Origin of the sequence: Burkholderia sp. 9777_1386, assembly GCF_015712265.1 — a bacterium.
Classification (GTDB): domain Bacteria; phylum Pseudomonadota; class Gammaproteobacteria; order Burkholderiales; family Burkholderiaceae; genus Burkholderia; species Burkholderia cenocepacia.
In genome coordinates this window covers 1-14,612 of sequence record NZ_JACCQB010000037.1, presented here as the reverse complement: position 1 = coordinate 14,612, position 14,612 = coordinate 1, and the positions used below count along the sequence as shown (strand labels likewise).

Here is a 14,612-nt window from a genome sequence, read left to right as displayed (position 1 = left end):
GCCGGGCCGCTTGCGTGGACGAACGGCGCACGACAACTGCGGCTTTTCAATCGGTATTATGACGCACGACGTGGCGGCCTTTCGGCGCCATTAACGCTTTTTTTCATTTGTGACATGACCTCCCTCACCGGCCTCATCGATGCGCGGCACATCACGCGGCGCGACGCCAGCAGCGGCAAGACCTTGCTGGCCCCGACCGATTTCAGTCTCGCCGCGGGATCGCGAATTGCTATCACGGGACCGTCCGGGTCGGGCAAGAGCGTGCTGCTGCGCGCGCTCGCGCTGCTCGATCCGCTCGATGGCGGCCAGCTCCTGTGGCGTGGCCGCCGGATCCGGCGCGGTGCGATTCCGCGCTACCGGCGCAGCGTCGCCTATGTCCGCCAGCGCCCCGCGCAGATGGACGGCACCGTCGAGTCGCAATTGCGCTATCCGTATTCGCTCGCGATCTATCGCGACGTCGCGTTCGATCGCGCGCGCGTCGAAGCGCTCGCCGCGCAGGCCGGTCGCGGCGCCGACTTTCTCGACAAACGCGCGAGCGACCTGTCCGGCGGCGAAGCGCAGATTACCGCGCTGCTGCGCGTGCTGCAGCTCGATCCCGACGTGCTGCTGCTCGACGAGCCGACCTCCGCGCTCGACCCCGAGTCGGCACGCGCGATCGAAGCGCTCGTCGGCGCGTGGTTCGACGCGGCGCCCGATGCACGGGCCTACATGTGGATCTCGCACGATCCCGCGCAGGCCGCGCGGATCGGCACGATGCAGCTCGTGATGCAGGCCGGCGTGCTGCACGCGGCCAACCCGACGGAGGCTGCGCAATGAGCCCGGCACTGCAGGACCTGAGCCTCGTCGACGTCGGCATCGCGGCCGCGCTCGTCGCGGTCAACGGCGCGATCTCGGCGGCGCTGTCGCTCGGCCTCGGCCGCAAGCTCGCGCTCGCGGCCGTGCGCACCGTCGTGCAGTTGCTCGCGATCGGCTACGTGCTCGGCTGGGTGTTCGGCCATCCGCACTGGTACGTCGTGCTGCCGCTCACCGCGCTGATGACGCTGATCGCCGGTTTCGCCGGTGCGGGGCGCGGCAAGCGCACGTACCGCGGCCAGCGCCTCGACAGCATCGCATCGATCTGGTTCAGCAGCTGGTTCGTCGCGGCGGTCGGGCTGTTCGTCGTGATCCGCATCCATCCGTGGTTCGCGCCGCAATACGCGATCCCGATCCTCGGGATGATTCTCGGCAATACGCTGACGGGCGTATCGCTCGGCGTCGAGCGAATGATGGAAGAGCTCACCGCGCGCCGCGATCGCGTCGAAACCGCGCTCGCGCTCGGTGCGACGCGCTGGGAAGCCGCGCAGGACGCCGCGCGCCAGGCCGTGCGCGCGGGCATGCTGCCGACGCTGAACCAGATGGCGGTGGTCGGCGTCGTGAGCCTGCCGGGGATGATGACGGGCCAGGTGCTGGCCGGCCAGTCGCCGCTGCAGGCCGTGCGCTACCAGATCGTGATCATGTTCCTGATCGCCGCGGCGTCCGCGCTCGGCACGGTCGGCGCGGTGCTGATGACCTATCGCCGGCTGTTCTCGGCCGATCACCGCTTTCTCGCATCGCGACTCGAAGAGCGCACGCATTGACGCGTCGCTGCAGCGCGCGAGGCGCGGCCAGCGCGGTCAATGCGCGCTGCGTCGCTTGCCGATCGCCTGCCGGAGTGCGGCCGAGATATCCGCATCGGGCGCGAGCCCGTCGACCGAAGCGATCAGTCGCACCGCGCGCGACGTCGTCACATACGCCTGCGCGCCGACATAGCCGCCGCTGCCGGCCGAGCGCGTGGTCACGACGAGCGCCTGCGGCGCGCGGGCGCCGAGGTCGGCCGTGTACGCATCGACGATCGTGCCGTCGCGCGCATGCAGCGTGCCCGTCACGTAATCGTCGGTATCGAAGCCCGGGGCGGCATGCGCGGTCGAATACACGCGCACCGCGTAGCTGCCGGTCGAGCACGGTTCGAGTGCGCCGCTCGATATCACCGCCACCTGCTGCCGCGACGGCAGCTCGACCTTCTTCACGAAACCGCATTCGTCGGCCGCGTGAGCGTGCGCGACAACGAACGCAATGGCAGACAGCAGCGCGTGCATTCGAAGTTTCATCGGGAAATAGTGACCGGAAGGAGAGGATGCGGGCGAGCATAACGTGACATCCACATGACGTCACGCCTCGCCATTGCACGATCGCGGCACCGTTCCGCGAAGCAGGCGGCCAAACGCATGGCGACGACGGCACGGCACGACCCGCTCGCGTGCGGCCCTGCTCGCTCCGCCATCGAACCGGTTGCGCGCGCACCGACAGAAATGCCGGCCCGCGCGTGCCCGCTCAATGCTTGATCGACACCGTCACCTTGGTACCGTCGCTCATCGTCACGGACTTCGACCCGCCGTTGGTCGAGATCGACACCCACTTCACCTGGCTCACCGACACGACATCGGGGCACTGCAGCGACTTGCCGCCGGCCGTCACGCTGCGCGTGCCCTTCGGCGCGGCCGCCTGGAAGCTCAACTGCACGTTGGCGACGCCCTTCGCATCGACCGACGGCGCGAGCCGCACCTGGGTCTGCCGCACCATCGCGCCGTTCGCGTCGCGCGGCAGGTTGTCGGCGTTCGGGCAGCCGTCCGGCATCGCGACCGCGCCGCTCGGCGGCACCGACTTCCAGTTGAAGTCGTCCGTCTCGCCCGAACGGATCTTGCGGGTCTCCTGCGTATTGCCGAAGGTCTTCGAGTCGACCTTGACGGTGTATTCGAGCTGTCCCGTACCGCCGCCCTTCAGGCTGCCCTTGACCGGCGGCGCCGCGAATACGCTCGCGCTGACGCACGCCGCCGCGAACACGACCGACCACGATGCGGCGACTGACAAGCTGCGTTGGCTCATGCTGACCTCCTTGTAATGCGGCGGCACGCGCGTGCCGCGCGGTTTTCGATGCATGATGCGTTGCCAGTCTACCGCCAAGCGCGCTGCAATGCGCCGCAAACGCATCGGGTGTTACCCCGCTTGCGTTCGCGGCGCCGCAACCTTACGCGCGCTGCCGCTCAGAAGCCGCTCAGCACGAGCTTGCCGATCGCGCGTCCGGCCTCGAGCATCCGGTGCGCGCGCCGCACGTTCTCGGCATTGATCGTGCCGAGCTGTTCGCCGAGCGTCGTACGCAGCGTGCCGCCATCGACGAGCCGCGCGACTTCGCCGAGGATCCGGTGCTGCTCGATCATGTCCGGCGTCTCGAACATCGCCCGCGTGAACATGAATTCCCAGTGAAACGCTGCGCTCTTCGCCTTCAGCAATTCGACCGGCACCGGCTTCCCGTTCTCGACGATCGTGCAGATGCCGCCCTGCGGCCGAATGACTTCCGCCGCGGCCGGGAAATGATGGTCGGTATCGTTGAAGATCAGCACGTAGTCGACGCTCGGATGGCCGGCCTCGCGCAACTGCGCCGGCAGGTCGCCGAAATGGTCGACCACCGCATCCGCACCGAGCGAGCGCACCCAGTCGGCCGACGCCGGCCGCGACGCGGTCGCGATCACGTGCAACTTGCCGAGCGTCTTCGCGAGCTGGATCGCGATCGAGCCCACGCCGCCCGCGCCGCCGATGATCAGCACCGACTTGCCGGCGTCCGCGCCCTGCGGCGACACGCGCAACCGGTCGAACAGCGCTTCCCACGCGGTGAGCGCGGTGAGCGGCAGCGCGGCCGCCGCCGCGAAATCGAGCGTGCGCGGCTTCAGCGCGGCGATCCGTTCGTCGACCGCGTGGAATTCGCTGTTCGCGCCGGGCCGCGTGATGCTGCCCGCGTAGAACACTTCGTCGCCGGGCCGGAACAGCGTGACGTCGGCGCCGACCGCGACGACCGTGCCGGCCGCGTCCCAGCCGAGCACGCGCGGCGTCTCCTCGACCTGCGGCTTCGGCGCCCGCATCTTGGTGTCGACCGGGTTCACGGAAATCGCCTCGACCTTCACGAGCAGATCGCGCGGGCCCGGCACGGGTTGTGGCAGTTCGACGTCGAGCAACGCTTGCGGGTCGTCGATCGGCAGATAACGGGTGAGTCCAACGGCTTTCATCTCGATACTCCTTTCAGGGAATCCGGCAGGTTGCGGCGCAACCTCCATGCGTGCCATCGTAGGCAACCCGATCCTTCGAGAAAACCGCTATATTTCCTGAAACATTTTCAGGAATTTCAGAATAATGACGTCCGATCCGATTCCAGCGCCCGACAAGCCGCTCGACCTGCTCGACGTTGCGCTGTTCGTCCGCGCGGCGCTGCTGTCGAACGTCAGCGCGGCCGGGCGCGAATTCGGCGTGTCGGCCGCCGTTGCCAGCGCACGCATCGCGCAGCTCGAACGCCAGCTCGGCGCCCGGCTGCTGCACCGCACCACGCGCCGCATCAGCCTCACGCAGGACGGCGAAGTCTTCATGGCGCGCGCCGACGCGCTGCTGGCGGCCGCCGACGCCGCACGCGCGTCGGTGGGCCGCGGCCGCAGCGAGCCGTACGGGCGCTTGAAGGTGTCGATGTCGTCGTCGTTCGGCCGCCAGCACGTCGCGCCGGTGATTCCGGCGTTCCTGCGCCGCTACCCGTCCGTGTCGCTCGATCTGCGGCTGTCCGACGAGATCGTCGACCTGGTCGACGACGGCTACGACGTCGCGATCCGCCTCGGCGCGCTGAAGGATTCGACGCTCGTCGCGCGCAAGCTCGCCACGAACCGCCGCGTGCTGTGCTGCTCGCCCGCCTATCTCGCCGAACGCGGCACGCCGCGCCATCCGGCCGACCTGACGCAGCACGAGTGCGTGATCCTCGGCGACCAGCGCGACTGGTCGTTCGCGACGCCGCAGGGGCCGCTCACGGTGCGGGTCGGCGGCCGGCTGGTGGCGAGCAACGGCGAGGCGATCCGTGAAGCGCTCGTCGACGGCTTCGGGATCGCGATCAAGTCGACCTGGGACGTCGGCCCGCTGCTCGCGAGCGGCGCGCTCGTCAGCGTGCTCGACGACTATCCGTTCGCGGAAGACGTCGCGATCTGGGCCGTCTATCCGAGCCGCGCGCACGTGCCGCTGAAAACGCTCGCGTTCATCGCGTTCCTGGCCGAGCATTTCGGCGATCCGCCGTACTGGGATCACGCGAACGGGTGACCCCGCTGCCGCGCACGGTTTCGTGCCGGCCCCGGCCGCCATGCGCGGCCAACCGGCTACAATGGCGCGTTCGCGACGCAATGGCCCGCCGCCGCACCGGGCCCGCGCTCGCAGGCGGCCGCCCGTGGGCCGCGCACGTCATTCATTCGTCTCCCAACCACTCGTCATGACCCACAATCTCGTCATCCAGAGTCTTGCGCCGCTGTCGGACGCCCATCACAAACCGCTGCTCGCGCTGTCGCGCGGCACCCGCATCGTGCAGACCGACGATCACGCGCTGCGCATCGAAAACGCGAGCCCGGCGCAGCGCCTCGACATCGACGCGTACTGCGGCACGCATGCGCTCGACTTCGGCTTCGTCGAGGCCGGCCGCACGCTCGGCGATTTCGGGCTCGCCGTGATGGACATGGATTCGACGCTGATCACGATCGAATGCATCGACGAAATCGCCGATTTCTGCGGGCTGAAAACGCAGGTCGCGGAGATCACCGAAGCGTCGATGCGCGGCGAGATCCGCGACTTCAACGAAAGCCTCACGCGCCGCGTCGCGCTGCTGGCCGGGCTCGACGCGCACGCGCTCGAGCGCGTGTACGAAGAACGGCTGCAACTGTCACCGGGCGCCGAGACGATGCTGGCCGGCGTGAAGGCCGCCGGCATGAAGACGCTGCTCGTGTCGGGCGGCTTCACGTTCTTCACCGAGCGGCTGAAGGCCCGCCTCGGTCTCGACTACGCACATGCGAACACGCTCGAGATCGTCGACGGCAAGCTCACCGGCAAGGTGCTCGGCGAGATCGTCAACGCCGACGTGAAAGCCCGCCTGCTGCGCGAGACGTGCGCGTCGCTCGGCCTCGAACCGCACCGCGCGATCGCGATGGGCGACGGCTCGAACGACCTGAAGATGATGGCCGAAGCCGGGCTGTCGGTCGCGTTCCACGCGAAGCCCGTCGTGCGCGATGCAGCGACGGTCGCGTTCGACCATGTCGGCCTCGACGGGCTGCTGCGACTGTTCTGATTTCGCGGCACCGTCAATGAAAAACGCCGGCGCGACAGAGCATCGCGCCGGCGTTTCGTTTTTGTGCCGGACGTGGCCGCCCTGCGATCAACCCAGTGCGGCCTGCATCGCACGCTCGATGTCCGCGCGCAGATCGCCTTCGTCTTCCAGACCGACGTAGAAACGCACCAGCGTGCCGCGATGCGGCCAGTCCGGACGCATCGACGCGACGTCGTAAGGCATCGCGAGGCTGCACGCGCCGCCCCAGCTCCAGCCGATCGCGAACAGCTCGAGCGACTCGACGAAACGGTCGACCTGCTCCGCGCTGTAGCGTTCGTCGAACACCACCGAGAACAGCCCGCCCGCGCCCGTGAAATCGCGCATGAACGACGCGTGCCCCGGGCAGTCGGCGATCTGCGGATGCAGCACCGTCGCAATCTCCGGCCGCGCCTTCAGCCATTGCGCGAGCGCGAGCGCGCTCTTGCTGTGCGCGTCGAAGCGCACCTGCATGCTCGGCAGGCTGCGCAGCACGAGCGAGCAATCGTCGACCGACACGCCGATCCCGCAGCGCATCCGTGCGAGCTTCAGCTTCGCATGCAGCTCCGCGTTCGCGGTGATCGTCGCCCCCATCAGCACGTCGCTGCCGCCCGACTGGTACTTGGTCAGCGCCTGCACCGAAATGTCCACGCCGTGCTCGAACGGCTTGAACGCGAGGCCCGCCGAAAAGGTGTTGTCGATCGCGGTGACGATGCCGCGCGCCTGCGCGGCCGCCGTGATCGCCTGCACGTCGGGCACTTCCATCGTCACCGAGCCGGGCGCCTCGATCCAGATCAGCCGCGTGTTCGGCTGGACCAGCTCGGCAATGCCGGCGCCGATCAGCGGATCGTAGAAGCGCGCGGTGATGCCGAAGTCCTTCGCGAGCCAGTTGCCGAAATCGGCGTTCGGGCCGTACACGTTATGCGGAATCAGCACGTCGTCGCCCGCTTTCACGATCCCGAAGTAGACGTTCATGATCGCCGCGAGGCCCGACGGCTGCAGCAGCGCGTGCGTGCCGCCCTCGATCTCGGCGAGCCGCTGCGCGAGCGCGAGCGACGTCGGCGTCGCGTGCAGCCCGTAGCGCCACTGGTTGTCGTTGTGCCAGACCAGCGCGCGCATCGTCGCGAGATCGGGGAACACGACCGTCGACGCGCGCGCAACCGGCGGCACGAACGAACGGAAGCCTTCCGGAATGACGTCGTCGGGTTGAACGATGCGGGTTTGCAGCGCGCGCTTGGGAGTGGATGCAGTCATGACGGGGAGCCGGGCACGAGGCCGTTCGGTTGCGGAATATGTCGTTAGAGTAGCCAAAATCGGCGCGCTTGGCCCGGTACAATGCGCGCCGCGCACACCGAGCCAGCGCGTGCTCAGTCGTCGGTACGCAGGTTGACGACGCCGCCTACCGTCTCGATTTCGTGCACGCGACCGTCGCGCACCTGCAGCGCCGCGCGCTTGCCCGGCGCCAGGCGCAGCACGACCGGCTGCGGGTCCGATTCGTCCGAGTTCATCCGGTCGGCCTTCAGGTCGCCCGTCGCGTCGAAGCGGCCGATCCACACGCCGGTGATGTTGGTGCCGTCGTTCGATTCCTCGATCTCCAGCGTATCGCCGTCGCGGTCGCCCGCGAGCAGCACGACCTCGCCCGTGTCGGCGAACTGATATTCGCCGTGCACGCCTTCCTCGTCCGTCTTCGGGCCGAGATGCACGACGATCGGCCGGTCGCCGAGCGTGCCTTCGTAGCGCGGCAGGCGGGCGAACTCGGGATTCGGTTTCAGCGGCCGCGCCGGCGCCGGTTCATCCTGCTGCACGCCCGGCGCGACTGCCTGCGCGGCGACGCTCCCCGGCATCGCGATACCTGCGACCAGCGCGCCGGCGACGAGCGCCCGTTGCCATTCCGAATATCGACCCACGTTGTGTTGCTCCTTGCTTCAGATTCGCCCGACATCGCGGACGGCACCGGGTCGAAACCCGGTTCCTGCGTGACCGCGCAAGCCTGCGCGGCGAATGCGCCGGCCTGCGCGTGTCGCGTCAGCCCTGCATCAGGCGTTCCACCGCATCGCGACGCGGAATCGGCGCGACCGCGCCGTAACCGGTCGTCGACAGCGCCGCCGCCGCGTTCGCATAACGCGCGGCCGCGAACGGATCGTCGCCCGCGACGATCCGCGCGACGAATGCGCCGCCGAAGCAGTCGCCCGCACCGGTCGCGTCGACGGCCTCGACCGCGAAGCCCGGCACGACGCGCCGCTCGTTCGGCGTCGCGACATACGCGCCTTCCTTGCCGAGTTTCAGCGCGACGACCTGCGGCCCGTGTTCGAGCATCGCGTCGACGATCGCGTCGCGATCGTTCGCGCCCGTGAGCGCCGTGACGTCGTCCCAGCTCGGCAGACAGATGTCGGTCTGGCGCAGCGCCTCGCGCATCACCGCGCGAGCGCGCGGCAGCGGCCACAGCTTCAGGCGCAGGTTCGTGTCGAAGCTGACCTTCGCGCCGTGGCGACGCGCATGGTCGATCGCCGCGAACGCCGCATCGCACGCGGCCGTGCTGATCGCAAGACTGATCCCCGACAGGTGCACGGCCTTCGCGGCCGCCAGCGCGTCGAGCGGCAAGTCGCCTGTCGCATAGCGGCTCGCAGCCGATCCCGCGCGCAGATAGTCGAACTGGTGGCCGTCGGCGCCGTGCGTGACGAAATACACGCCGGTCGGTGCCGCGCGGTCGATTCGCACGTACGTCGTGTCGACCTGCTCCGACGCCCACATGTCGGCGAGCAGGCGGCCGAACGGATCGTCGCCGATCGCCGACACGAAGCCCGTCGATGCACCCTGGCGCGCCGCCGCGATGCAGAAGTTCGACGTGTCGCCGCCGAAGCCCTGCAGGAATTCAGGGCGTCCCGGCTGCGACTGGTTGAATTCGATCATCGCCTCGCCGAGCGCGAGGATCTCCGGAAATACCGCGGCCATCGCTTACACCTCGCCCCACAGATCGTGGCCGTCGGCGCCCGTGATCTTCACGGACACGAAATCGCCGACCTTGTAGCGCTTCGATGCCTTCGCCGCCGGCTCGACGTAGACGACACCGTCGATCTCCGGCGCATCGGCTGCCGTACGGCCGATGCCGCCTTCCTCGCCGACTTCGTCGATCAGCACCTTGAGCGTCTTGCCGACCTTGCGCTGCATGCGGTTCGCCGACACTTCCTCGGCGACTTCCATGAAGCGTGCACGGCGTTCCTCGCGAACCTCGTCCGGCAGCGCGCCGTCCAGGTCGTTCGCGGTCGCGCCTTCGACCGGCGAATACGCGAAACAGCCGACGCGATCGAGTTCCGCTTCGCGGACGAAGTCGAGCAGCGTCTCGAACTGTTCTTCCGTCTCGCCGGGGAAACCCGCGATGAACGTGCTGCGGATCGTCAGGTCCGGGCAGATCTCGCGCCATTTCTGCACGCGCTCGAGCACCTTCTCCGCGTTCGCGGGACGCTTCATGCGCTTCAGCACTTCGGGGTGCGCGTGCTGGAACGGCACGTCGAGATACGGCAGTACGTGGCCCTTGAACGGACCTTCCGCCATCAGCGGAATCACTTCGTCGACGCTCGGATACGGATACACGTAGTGCAGACGCACCCACGCACCGTACTGCGCGGCGAGTTCGCCGAGCGCGGCGACCAGGTCGGTCATGCGCGTCTTGATCGGCTTGCCGTTCCAGAAGCCCGTGCGGTACTTCACGTCGACGCCGTACGCGCTCGTGTCCTGCGAGATCACGAGCAGTTCCTTCACGCCCGACTTGAACAGGTTCTCGGCTTCCAGCATCACTTCGGCGACCGGGCGCGACACGAGGTCGCCGCGCATCGACGGGATGATGCAGAACGTGCAACGGTGATTGCAGCCTTCGGAGATCTTCAGGTATGCGTAGTGACGCGGCGTGAGCTTGATGCCGGCCGCAGGGACGAGGTCGACGAACGGATCGTGCGGCTTCGGCAGGTGCGAATGCACGGCCTGCATCACTTCGCCCACCGCGTGCGGGCCGGTGACCGCGAGCACCTTCGGGTGGACTTCCTCGATCAGGTTCGAGCCGCTCGCGCTCGACTTCGCGCCGAGGCAGCCGGTGACGATCACCTTGCCGTTCTCGGTCAGCGCTTCGCCGATCGCGTCGAGGCTTTCCTGCACGGCTTCGTCGATGAAGCCGCAGGTGTTCACGACGACGAGGTCGGCGCCGTCGTAGGTGCCGGAGATTTCATAACCTTCGGCGCGCAGTTGCGTGATGATTTGTTCGGAATCGACGAGCGCTTTCGGGCAGCCGAGGGATACGAACCCTACTTTGGGGGATTGGGACATCTGGAGTGTGGGGGCGTGGCAGCAAAAGCGTGAGTTTACAGGGATTTAGGGGTGGCGAGGCAAAATGAGCGACCGGGAAGGATCGTCGCGTGCCGGATTGGCTGAAGCGCCACATCGGCGGTGCCGGGCGGTGCGATCGACACATGCGGGCGCCTTCTGCTCGGCAACGGGTATCGCCATGCGGTTTCGAAGCTGCGCTGCAGAAAAAACAGGGCCAAGGTGCGGTTTTTCGTTGCGCCGCCCGAGAACGGTCCATACCGAGCCACACCCGATGTACGCCGGCAGCCCGCGACAACGGTATGCCGCCGCGCCGCCTTCCTGGCCAAGCTTGCCGCTCCCGTCCCGACTCCTGTGCGTCGGACGCGCATGTTTCCGCTCGTCCGGCGATCGAGATTGACGCCGCGCGGCATCGCGCCTCATAATGCGACGAACTACTCCGTTTATTAATTTTCGCGCAGCGAACCGAAGCATCTGCCAGCAGCGAGATGACCGCCCGGCGGGACTTCCGGTCGCGCAACGCCCGCGCAAACAAACCCTGCTCGATCCCCGTCAGAAGGACATGCGATGCCCCAATCGAAATCGAACATCAGAAAGAAAACCGGCCTGGCCCTACTGGGCGTCGTGCTGTTGTACTGGATCGCGGTGCCGATCCTTCCGTTTACGTCCATCCCGAACAAGGCGTTCGTGATCCCGGCGCTGGTCGTGATCGGCGAGATCGTGTTCGTGGCCGCCGTCGCGCTGCTGGGAAAGGAATACTGGGCCCAAATAAAAGGATGGGTGACTCGGCGCTTCTGCAGGAAAAACGCGAGCGGCATCGGGAAGTAACGCTCTGTCGCCGGCGGCCGGCGGTCTGGGAAGACATGCCACGCGGTCGGTCAAGCCCATCGCACGAGAATCGGCATGGACTCGCGAAGCCGCTATGCGAAAATCGCGGCATCCGCTCTCTTCAATCGACCCAACGGGGCTCGCATGACTACCCACCTCACGATCGAATTCACCGAACACGCCGCAGAAGCCATCGGCGAACAGACCAGTACCAGCTTTTCCTACGATCAGGGCGCCCATGTCCCGCAACCGGGCGACTTCGTCGAACTCGAAAACTCCCGGCAGACGTTTCTGGTGATCGGCCGCGTGTTCTCGCTGAAGGCCAACTACAGCGCCGTCAAGCTCGTGCTCGACCTGCCGCCGTCGGACGACGATCAGGATTTCGGCCCGGCGCACTGAGTCACGACGAAACGCGTCACGCCAGTCAAAGCCAACGCGCATGCAACGCCGGCCGCGGCGCTGCGTCACCGCCATACGCGTCACTCCTGCGTGACGGGCACATACATGGCCTGCATCAGCCCGCTCGGCAACCGCTTCGTATCGTCGAGCCGCAGCACCGTTTGCGGCAGGTCAGCACCGAACAGCGGAATCCCCGTGCCGAGCACGATCGGCACCCAGCTCAGCGTGATGCGATCGACGACGCCGGCCTTGAGGCCTTCTCGCACAGTCAAGCCGCCGTCCAGATAAACGTGACGATGGCCTTGCTCCGCCAGCCGCTCGAGCAGCGCCGCAAGCGTGCCGTCGAACGGTTCTTCGCCGTGGCGCGACGCCAGTTCGCGGCGCGTCATGACGACCATCCGCTTGCCGGCATACGGCCACGGGTCGAAGTTGATCACCGTGTCGTACGTATTGCGCCCCATCACGATCACGTCGATGTCGTTCATGAGCGCCGTGTAACCGGTGTCATCCGGCGAATCCGATGAAAACGGCTCCAGCCATGACAGATCGCCATTGTCGCCGGCGATGAATCCATCGAGACTGAGCGCGAGAAACACACTGACGCGAGGGCGCATACGAAGCATCCTTTCATGAATGCAAGGATGGCGAGTATAGCGGCGATCCGCGTACCCTGCCGCTGCTTGCGCCACATCGACAGAGCGGCGTCGCTCGGCTCGATCGCCGGCCGGATCACGCTTCCATGGTCGCCTTCGCCGCCAAGCGACCGAGCCACGGCGTCAGAATCACGCCGGGGTGCGCAACCACCGCATACACGCCTGCGACGCCGGGCAGAAAGCCATTGAGCGGCACGCCGTCGCTCGTCATCGGACGAAGCGCCGACCTCGCGGACAACGGCGCGAGTGTCGCCCGCCCCGCATCGGCGCGGCATCGTACCGCTCGCCGTGCGCGGGAACCGCTCGCGCGTTTCGCGCCTCGCCGTGCAGCGCCGCTTATGGTACGACAGGCGAGCACGAGCCCACACCATCAGGCGCGGCGCGTCCCGGCTTTCGTTCGTATGGACTGGATCTCGATCGACTGGACAACGGCGATGCCCGCGCAGACGAAGCACGGGCATTCGATGCCGACGATCCTGGACGACCGTCGGCGATTTTTTCCGCAGGCGGCAGCCGCGCATCGTCGTGCCCGAATGCACGACCGCGAGCGGCCGGCCTGCCGCGAAACCGTTACTTCTTTTCGGGCTCCGATGCGCCCGGCTGCTTGAACGGGAACGTGCTGAACATCGACTTCGCCTGGTTCTGCATCTGTTCCTGCATCTGCACGAACATGTTCTTCGACTGCTCGATGTAGCTCGTCATCATCCCTTGCATCATCGGCGCCTGCATGTTCATGAACTGCGACCAGACTTCCGGATTCATCGCGTTACCTTCGTAGAGGTTCTTCGATTGATCCGCGAGCTTGTTCTGGATGTCGATGAATGCCTGGATGTTCTTTTCCAGGTACGTGCCCATCATGCCCTGCATCGCATGACCGTAGAAACGGATGATCTGCGACAGCATCGACGACGAGAACATCGGCACGCCACCGCTTTCCTCTTCGAGGATGATCTGCAGGAGAATGCTGCGCGTCAGGTCTTCGTTGGATTTCGCATCGACGACCTTGAAATCCTCCTGCTCGAGCACGAGCTGCTTCACGTCGGTCAGCGTAATGTACGTGCTTGTCTCGGTATCGTAGAGCCGGCGGTTCGGGTACTTCTTGATGAGCCGTTCGGCCGTCTTCTTTGTAGTAGTCATGTAACGCCTTTGAGTGCAGCGTAGCGCAAGTGACGAATCCCCGCCGCCCGAATCCGGGAGGCGGGGGCCTTCGGAAAACGCCCGGCTGCGCGGCCACCCGGCCCGCGCAGCCAGGACGCTCAGCCCATGTGCAGGCCGCCGTTCAGCGAGAAGTCGGCGCCCGTCGCGAAGCCGGAATCGTTCGACGCGAGCCACGCGACGATCGAGCCGATTTCCTCGGGGCCGCCGAGACGCCGCACCGGGATCGTCGCAACGATCTTCTCGAGCACGTCGGGGCGGATCGCCTTCACCATGTCGGTGCCGATGTAGCCCGGCGACACGGTGTTGACCGTCACGCCCTTCGTCGCGACTTCCTGCGCGAGCGACATCGTGAAGCCGTGAATGCCGGCCTTCGCGGTCGAGTAGTTCGTCTGGCCGAATTGCCCCTTCTGGCCGTTCACCGACGAAATGTTGATGATGCGGCCCCAGCCACGTTCGACCATCCCGTCGATCACCTGCTTCGTGACGTTGAACAGGCTCGTCAGGTTGGTGTCGATCACGGCGGTCCAGTCTTCATGCGTCATCTTGCGGAACACGACGTCGCGCGTGATGCCCGCGTTGTTGACCAGCACGTCGATCTCGCCGACTTCGGCCTTGACCTTGTCGAACGCTTCCTTGGTCGAGTCCCAGTCGCCGACGTTGCCTTCCGACGCGATGAAGTCGTACCCGAGCGCCTTCTGGTCCTCGAGCCATTTCACCCGGCGCGGCGAGTTCGGGCCACAACCTGCGACCACCTTGAAGCCGTCTTTCGACAGACGCTGGCAGATGCTGGTGCCGATGCCGCCCATCCCGCCCGTTACGTACGCAATTCGCTGAGACATAAATCTCACTCCATTTTTTGGTTTCGAGAGCTGCCGGAGGCCCCCTCTGACTTCACGTGACGCCGGCCGAAGCCGCAATCGGCCGGCGCACGGATTCGGTACGCCGGTGACGAACGGCCGGTTACGGACGCTCGACCGCGAGCGCGACGCCCATCCCGCCGCCGATGCACAGCGACGCCAGCCCGCGCTTCGCATCGCGCTTGACCATCTCGTGCAGCAGCGTCACCAGGATCCGGCAGCCCGACGCACCGATCG

The 14,612-nt window shown here is 66.8% G+C and carries 17 protein-coding genes and 1 pseudogene; 6 read left to right on the top strand and 12 right to left on the bottom strand.

Going from position 1 to position 14,612, the window contains the following annotated elements:
* The first annotated feature begins 114 nt into the window (after nucleotides 1–114).
* A complete protein-coding gene (locus H0X91_RS24100; protein WP_194130774.1) occupies nucleotides 115–816 on the top strand; it encodes an ABC transporter ATP-binding protein in 702 nt (233 codons plus the stop codon).
* Nucleotides 813–1,616, top strand: a complete 804-nt coding sequence (locus H0X91_RS24095; protein ID WP_006485250.1) for an ABC transporter permease — start codon at nucleotides 813–815, stop codon at nucleotides 1,614–1,616. The genes H0X91_RS24100 and H0X91_RS24095 overlap by 4 nt, the downstream gene beginning before the upstream one ends.
* Nucleotides 1,617–1,652: 36 nt before the next feature.
* On the opposite strand, the gene H0X91_RS24090 is transcribed toward H0X91_RS24095, so the two are convergent.
* The 3 genes from H0X91_RS24090 to H0X91_RS24080 form a co-directional block, all read right to left on the bottom strand.
* Entirely contained in the window at nucleotides 1,653–2,126 is a 474-nt protein-coding gene (locus H0X91_RS24090; protein ID WP_034201720.1) for a PliI family lysozyme inhibitor of I-type lysozyme, read from the bottom strand.
* A 223-nt stretch (nucleotides 2,127–2,349) separates the two neighbouring features.
* Entirely contained in the window at nucleotides 2,350–2,901 is a 552-nt protein-coding gene (locus H0X91_RS24085; RefSeq protein ID WP_034178470.1) for a DUF6013 family protein, read from the bottom strand.
* 158 nt (nucleotides 2,902–3,059) lie between these two features.
* Complete coding sequence (locus H0X91_RS24080) at nucleotides 3,060–4,076, bottom strand: zinc-binding alcohol dehydrogenase family protein (protein ID WP_112751507.1); 1,017 nt, start codon at nucleotides 4,074–4,076, stop codon at nucleotides 3,060–3,062.
* A gap of 124 nt (nucleotides 4,077–4,200) precedes the next feature.
* Here H0X91_RS24080 and H0X91_RS24075 point away from each other — a divergent pair, with 124 nt between their 5' ends.
* The gene (locus tag H0X91_RS24075) at nucleotides 4,201–5,139 is read left to right on the top strand and encodes a LysR family transcriptional regulator (protein ID WP_196433405.1); all 939 of its coding nucleotides are present in this window, start codon (nucleotides 4,201–4,203) and stop codon (nucleotides 5,137–5,139) included.
* Between the two features lie 166 nt (nucleotides 5,140–5,305).
* On the top strand, nucleotides 5,306–6,151 hold the full coding sequence (gene serB / locus H0X91_RS24070; protein WP_012492650.1) for a phosphoserine phosphatase SerB: 846 nt from the start codon (nucleotides 5,306–5,308) through the stop codon (nucleotides 6,149–6,151).
* Between the two features lie 87 nt (nucleotides 6,152–6,238).
* On the opposite strand, the gene H0X91_RS24065 is transcribed toward serB, so the two are convergent.
* The 4 genes from H0X91_RS24065 to rimO all read right to left on the bottom strand — a co-directional run bounded on the left by H0X91_RS24065 (nucleotide 6,239) and on the right by rimO (nucleotide 10,483).
* Entirely contained in the window at nucleotides 6,239–7,420 is a 1,182-nt protein-coding gene (locus H0X91_RS24065; protein ID WP_006485263.1) for a cystathionine beta-lyase, read from the bottom strand.
* A 113-nt stretch (nucleotides 7,421–7,533) separates the two neighbouring features.
* The gene (locus H0X91_RS24060) at nucleotides 7,534–8,073 is read right to left on the bottom strand and encodes a hypothetical protein (RefSeq protein WP_006485258.1); all 540 of its coding nucleotides are present in this window, start codon (nucleotides 8,071–8,073) and stop codon (nucleotides 7,534–7,536) included.
* 118 nt (nucleotides 8,074–8,191) lie between these two features.
* A complete protein-coding gene (locus H0X91_RS24055; RefSeq protein WP_006485268.1) occupies nucleotides 8,192–9,118 on the bottom strand; it encodes a sugar kinase in 927 nt (308 codons plus the stop codon).
* Between the two features lie 3 nt (nucleotides 9,119–9,121).
* Complete coding sequence (rimO, locus tag H0X91_RS24050; RefSeq protein WP_006497181.1) at nucleotides 9,122–10,483, bottom strand: 30S ribosomal protein S12 methylthiotransferase RimO; 1,362 nt, start codon at nucleotides 10,481–10,483, stop codon at nucleotides 9,122–9,124.
* A 564-nt stretch (nucleotides 10,484–11,047) separates the two neighbouring features.
* On the opposite strand from rimO, the gene H0X91_RS24045 reads away from it, so the two are divergent.
* Nucleotides 11,048–11,308 carry a transporter suffix domain-containing protein gene (locus H0X91_RS24045; RefSeq protein WP_006485271.1) on the top strand — a complete coding sequence of 87 codons (261 nt, stop codon included), beginning with the start codon at nucleotides 11,048–11,050 and terminating at the stop codon, nucleotides 11,306–11,308.
* Nucleotides 11,309–11,452: 144 nt separating this feature from the next.
* Nucleotides 11,453–11,707, top strand: a complete 255-nt coding sequence (locus H0X91_RS24040; RefSeq protein WP_012328614.1) for a hypothetical protein — start codon at nucleotides 11,453–11,455, stop codon at nucleotides 11,705–11,707.
* Nucleotides 11,708–11,787: 80 nt separating this feature from the next.
* Here the strand turns inward: H0X91_RS24040 and H0X91_RS24035 are convergent, their stop codons facing one another.
* The 5 genes and pseudogenes from H0X91_RS24035 to H0X91_RS24015 all read right to left on the bottom strand — a co-directional run.
* Nucleotides 11,788–12,396, bottom strand: a complete 609-nt coding sequence (locus tag H0X91_RS24035) for a dihydrofolate reductase family protein (RefSeq protein ID WP_226245022.1) — start codon at nucleotides 12,394–12,396, stop codon at nucleotides 11,788–11,790.
* A gap of 40 nt (nucleotides 12,397–12,436) precedes the next feature.
* The gene (locus H0X91_RS24030) at nucleotides 12,437–12,571 is read right to left on the bottom strand and encodes a hypothetical protein (protein WP_034201652.1); all 135 of its coding nucleotides are present in this window, start codon (nucleotides 12,569–12,571) and stop codon (nucleotides 12,437–12,439) included.
* Nucleotides 12,572–12,930: 359 nt separating this feature from the next.
* Nucleotides 12,931–13,497 (bottom strand): polyhydroxyalkanoate synthesis repressor PhaR, encoded by a 567-nt coding sequence (gene phaR / locus H0X91_RS24025; protein ID WP_006485265.1) that lies wholly within the window; start codon nucleotides 13,495–13,497, stop codon nucleotides 12,931–12,933.
* Nucleotides 13,498–13,616: 119 nt separating this feature from the next.
* The gene (locus tag H0X91_RS24020) at nucleotides 13,617–14,357 is read right to left on the bottom strand and encodes a 3-ketoacyl-ACP reductase (protein ID WP_006491801.1); all 741 of its coding nucleotides are present in this window, start codon (nucleotides 14,355–14,357) and stop codon (nucleotides 13,617–13,619) included.
* A gap of 121 nt (nucleotides 14,358–14,478) precedes the next feature.
* Nucleotides 14,479–14,612, bottom strand: a pseudogene (locus H0X91_RS24015) (acetyl-CoA C-acetyltransferase); the annotation flags it as partial.

Excerpts from the sequence above, each read along its gene's own strand:
- H0X91_RS24020 (WP_006491801.1), bottom strand. The coding sequence starts at position 14,357 with ATGTCTCAGCGAATTGCGTACGTAACGGGCGGGATGGGCGGCATCGGC.
- H0X91_RS24090 (WP_034201720.1), bottom strand. The coding sequence starts at position 2,126 with ATGAAACTTCGAATGCACGCGCTGCTGTCTGCCATTGCGTTCGTTGTC.
- H0X91_RS24095 (WP_006485250.1), top strand. The coding sequence starts at position 813 with ATGAGCCCGGCACTGCAGGACCTGAGCCTCGTCGACGTCGGCATCGCG.
- H0X91_RS24055 (WP_006485268.1), bottom strand. The coding sequence starts at position 9,118 with ATGGCCGCGGTATTTCCGGAGATCCTCGCGCTCGGCGAGGCGATGATC.
- serB (WP_012492650.1), top strand. The coding sequence starts at position 5,306 with ATGACCCACAATCTCGTCATCCAGAGTCTTGCGCCGCTGTCGGACGCC.
- H0X91_RS24045 (WP_006485271.1), top strand. The coding sequence starts at position 11,048 with ATGCCCCAATCGAAATCGAACATCAGAAAGAAAACCGGCCTGGCCCTA.
- H0X91_RS24030 (WP_034201652.1), bottom strand. The coding sequence starts at position 12,571 with ATGACGAGCGACGGCGTGCCGCTCAATGGCTTTCTGCCCGGCGTCGCA.
- H0X91_RS24075 (WP_196433405.1), top strand. The coding sequence starts at position 4,201 with ATGACGTCCGATCCGATTCCAGCGCCCGACAAGCCGCTCGACCTGCTC.
- rimO (WP_006497181.1), bottom strand. The coding sequence starts at position 10,483 with ATGTCCCAATCCCCCAAAGTAGGGTTCGTATCCCTCGGCTGCCCGAAA.
- H0X91_RS24100 (WP_194130774.1), top strand. The coding sequence starts at position 115 with ATGACCTCCCTCACCGGCCTCATCGATGCGCGGCACATCACGCGGCGC.
- H0X91_RS24040 (WP_012328614.1), top strand. The coding sequence starts at position 11,453 with ATGACTACCCACCTCACGATCGAATTCACCGAACACGCCGCAGAAGCC.
- H0X91_RS24080 (WP_112751507.1), bottom strand. The coding sequence starts at position 4,076 with ATGAAAGCCGTTGGACTCACCCGTTATCTGCCGATCGACGACCCGCAA.
- phaR (WP_006485265.1), bottom strand. The coding sequence starts at position 13,497 with ATGACTACTACAAAGAAGACGGCCGAACGGCTCATCAAGAAGTACCCG.
- H0X91_RS24065 (WP_006485263.1), bottom strand. The coding sequence starts at position 7,420 with ATGACTGCATCCACTCCCAAGCGCGCGCTGCAAACCCGCATCGTTCAA.
- H0X91_RS24085 (WP_034178470.1), bottom strand. The coding sequence starts at position 2,901 with ATGAGCCAACGCAGCTTGTCAGTCGCCGCATCGTGGTCGGTCGTGTTC.